Genomic DNA, 3,980 nt, shown 5'->3' on the forward strand with positions numbered 1-3,980 from the left:
GCGGCTACCACTCCACGCCCCGAAGGCGAGAGACGCATACGCTATGCGATCGATGCCGCATCGCCCGAGATCGCGATCGTCCATGCGGCGGGCGGTCGCGCGATCGAGGTGCGTATCGGCGACGTACTCCCGGGATATGGCCATGTGAAGCTTATCGAACAGGTCGGCGAGGCTTGGCTTATCCGAACCGATAGCGGAACGATACGGTGACGCAAAGGACAGACGATGTTCACGCTGGTAGGCGATCTGTCGAGCGCGCTTGCGGTCTTTCTTGCGTTTCTGTGCGTCGTCTCGGGTCTGAGCGGGCTCTTATACGCCCTGTATCTGGCCATGATACGCTCAAGAGCGCGGCACGGTACCGGTCCCGGCATATTTCAGATCCTCGGTATCGCATTCCTGAGCGCGACGCTGCTGTCGTTCACGCATTTCACCAACATGCTCAATGCCAGCATGGGGTCGAGCATGACTGTTTCGGTCGGCGCACCGACGCAGCTGCGGGCGGGCGATGTGGATCTGACGAACCTGCCCACCAAAACCCTGTCGGCTCTGGTCCAGGGCTTTCTCACACCGCTCAAGGCCTATTTCTGGGTCTACGGCCTGCTCTTTCTCTATATCTCGCTGATGAAGCTCAAGGCACGGCTGAACGGCCATTCCCGCGTCTCCATCGCAGGCTGCTTCATCGGCATGGGCGGCTCTCTCTTCGTCATGCATTCGGACGTGATCATTCCCTTCCTCCTCAAGGAGGCCGGTCTGGGCTGAGCCCTGCCTTGTAAAACCAGTCGCGCACTCACCTTCACGCCGTCTCCCTCACTTCCCTCTGACAGGATATTTTCCATGATCGGTTACTTTCGGCACCCTGTTCTAGCCAATGGCCTGCGTCTGCTACGTCGCCATAGCAGCCTTTTATCGATCCTCCTTATTGCGGGCGTCGTCCTGGCCGAGCCGGCCCACGCACAGACGATCGACAGCTGGATGGAAAGCTGGGTCCAAAGAGCCCTTACCGCCTTTCGCTACCTAATCGCCTTCATCTGCGTCGTCGGCGGGCTGGGCGCTATTCTTTGGGGCGTGATCCACTTCATCACCCTGATGCGCGGGCGCAATTCGCAGCACAACCTGTTCGCGATCGGGTCAAGCATTGCCGGGGGAGTTATTCTGCTCTCATTTGCCGCCTTCTCCGGCATGCTGACCCGCAGCCAGTCCTCGAACGGTGTCGAGTTCAACGGCTCTGCCCAGCAGATCCAGATGGACCAGTAAATCAGTTGGGGGCGATCAATGCCCCCGGCTCCCAGAAGTTACCTCTTCGCGCCTGTAAACAGCCCCGATCACAGGACCGGTCAACCTCCAGGTCACGTACTCCAGCCCGCAGGATTTCCATGTTCGGACTGTTCACCAAACGTCGGAGCGGCCCAGCCGACCAGATAGAGCCAGAGGCACAGCAGGAGCAGGACGTTCGTACCGCCATCCCGATGCCTGCCGAGCCGGCATTGTGGCACGCGCCCCTGCCCGAGCTTGCACGCAAGCTTCCGTCATCATCCTGGCTGCGCGCAGAGGATACCGGCGCCGCTTGCGTCTGCTGCAGCACACCTGACGCAGGGATGATATTCGACACGTCACCACTCTGCATCACCTGCGCGTCGGTCCTGTCCTTCGATCGGGAGGGTCTCGACGAAAGGGTCGAGCCGATCTGGCTCCCCTTCATCAGTCAGGCGGCTTTGAACAGGGTGATGGGGGCGCATCTGCGTGCCTGCCGTGCGGGTCCTGCGGAGGCGCCTTCCGAGCGACGTCAGGCCGATGACGCGGAACCTGGCAAGGAGCAGTTCGCCTATCTGTTGCAGGAGGCACGCCGGGCTGCCCAGTCACGCCTTGGTGACGTGTCGGCCAGCGACCTGGTCGCAGCCTGGCGGGGTCTGACTCCCGATGCCGTCGAGGCGCAGACCGCTATCCGCTTTCTCCCCAAAGGGGTCTGGCAGAACCAGTTTGATCGAAACGTCTTTACGGAATTTCTCACACACGCAGCGCCAGGCGGCATAACCCCATGAAAATCGCGCTGCCCTCCTGGCTCGTCCCGACCCCATCACTCGACCAGGCATCGTCTCACAGCGTGGAAACAGCGTCGGTGCAACCCGACCGGCCGGTCCTCGCGCGTCCGGCCCTGGGCGGCGCCCTGATGCGCATGATCGGCCAGGCCTCCGTTTACGGCAAACGTACGGTCAGCAGCTTCTGCGCGCTGGCCACATCGGACGGCGACTCCCTTATCACCTTCGATGGGGCGTATATGTCCCTGATCCGTATCCAGGGATCGGCCGTGGTGCTCGACGCACGTGAGACCGAAACAAAGGCCAGGACCCTGCGCAACAGGCTCTCAGGACCGCTGGATGGCAAAGGCCACGCGCTTCAGTTCCATTTCGTCTCGGACCCCGCAACAGCCGGAGACGCCATACAGAAATGCGTCGAGCAAGCGCGCGCGATCGCGACCCGTCTTGACGCCGATTTCGACGATGTCTTCGCCGAATGGCTGCGCGTTTTTCCGCAGACCATGCGCTATGAGGATTGCTGGGTGGCAGTGTGGAGCAAAAAGGCATTGCTCAACCGCCAGGAACAAAAAGCCGCGAAACAGGCACAGAAATCGACCGGTGCGGCATTGCCCCGTCTGGAGGACGCGCAGGATCCGGGTCTCGCCGACCCCGATCTGGCGTCGCGTCACGCTTCTTTCGTCCAGCAGGTCAGCCAGGCCTTCAGCGACATTCGGGTGCAGACCCGGATCCTGTCGCCACAGGAGACGCTCAAGACCATCCGTTCCATCATGTATCCCGAAACGCGCGACGATTTGTGGCGGGCCGTCATGCCGCCTGACGAGCCGCCTGTACGCGTGCCCGATACCGATACGCCTGCCGATATCGACCATCTGCTCTGGCCGCCTTTGCGCGAGCAGATCTTCCCCATGGAAGCCCAGACGGATGGCTATACCATCGCCCGTTTCGGGGTGCTGGACTGGGCCCCGCTCGACATGACCCTCGCACCGGACGTCACGCAGGGAGAGGATACGCCCATCGTATTCGGCGATCTGGTGCGTGCGTTAGCCCCTCGTGACGTGCCCTGGCGCGCGACTTTCCTAATCGAGGGCGAGGGAGAAAGCCTGATGAAAGGCAAGATGGCCGCGCTGGCCTTTCTCAATTTCTGGCCCAACCGCCACAAGAAAGTCGCCCATAGTCAGGTTGACGAAATCCGTCGGTTCAAGACCGACACGATCGTGCGCCTGCGCGGCAATTTCGCGACCTGCGCGCCCATGGGGGAGCGCCCGCTCCTGCAACAGCGCGTGTCACGTCTCCAGCAGGGGCTCAATGCCTGGGCCAGCTGCCAGAGCTCGCGCTGGTGCGGCGATCCCGTTGCCGGCACGCTCAGTGCGGTACCCGGCCTGGACACGGCCTCGACAGCACCATCCCATGCGCCACCGCTCAATGATGCGCTGACACTCATGCCATGGGCCCGTCCGGGCCTGCCCTGGGAAAAGGGCTCTGTCCTGTTTCGCGCCCCTGACGGCGCTGCCATGCCCTTCGATCCGGGTGCAAGCGGCAGGCCGGCGACGCTCGATCTTTTCGTGGCGCCTTCGCGATCGGGAAAATCGGTCGCTGCCAACCGTCTGCTGCTCGGCACCGTGCTCAGCGCGGCGTCGGCGACCAATGACGGTTATCGTTTTCCCCTGATCGCCAAGCTCGATATCGGCGAGAGCGTCTCGGGTTTCATCGATATGGTCAAGGCATCACTGCCTTTCGACCGGCAACACCTTGCTGCCTATTATCGAATGGATTTCTCGCCCGAAAACGCCTTCAATATCTTCGATCTGGAAGTCGGATGCCGCGAGCCTCTTCTGGCGCACAGAACTTTTCTCACGAATTTCATCAGCCTGATCTGCCTGCCGATCGGAAAGGACGCCATGCCTTACGATCGCATGGACCATCTGATCGAGGCCATCATCGATG

Annotated in this window: 3 protein-coding genes and 2 pseudogenes; all 5 read left to right on the forward strand. The window is 61.7% G+C overall.

Annotated features, from left to right (window positions below):
- A pseudogene (locus P792_RS37305) lies at positions 1-210 on the forward strand (hypothetical protein); the annotation flags it as partial.
- Between the two features lie 15 nt (positions 211-225).
- Positions 226-759: a hypothetical protein gene (locus tag P792_RS23370; RefSeq protein WP_023977693.1), complete on the forward strand. Its 534-nt coding sequence runs from the start codon at positions 226-228 to the stop codon at positions 757-759.
- Between the two features lie 75 nt (positions 760-834).
- Positions 835-1,254: a hypothetical protein gene (locus tag P792_RS23375; RefSeq protein ID WP_023977694.1), complete on the forward strand. Its 420-nt coding sequence runs from the start codon at positions 835-837 to the stop codon at positions 1,252-1,254.
- A 119-nt stretch (positions 1,255-1,373) separates the two neighbouring features.
- A complete protein-coding gene (locus tag P792_RS23380; protein WP_023977695.1) occupies positions 1,374-2,039 on the forward strand; it encodes a hypothetical protein in 666 nt (221 codons plus the stop codon).
- Positions 2,036-3,980, forward strand: a pseudogene (locus P792_RS23385) (type IV secretion protein DotO); the annotation flags it as partial. The gene P792_RS23380 and the pseudogene P792_RS23385, both read left to right, overlap by 4 nt.

This window comes from Asaia sp. SF2.1, assembly GCF_000505765.1.
Lineage (GTDB): Bacteria > Pseudomonadota > Alphaproteobacteria > Acetobacterales > Acetobacteraceae > Asaia > Asaia bogorensis.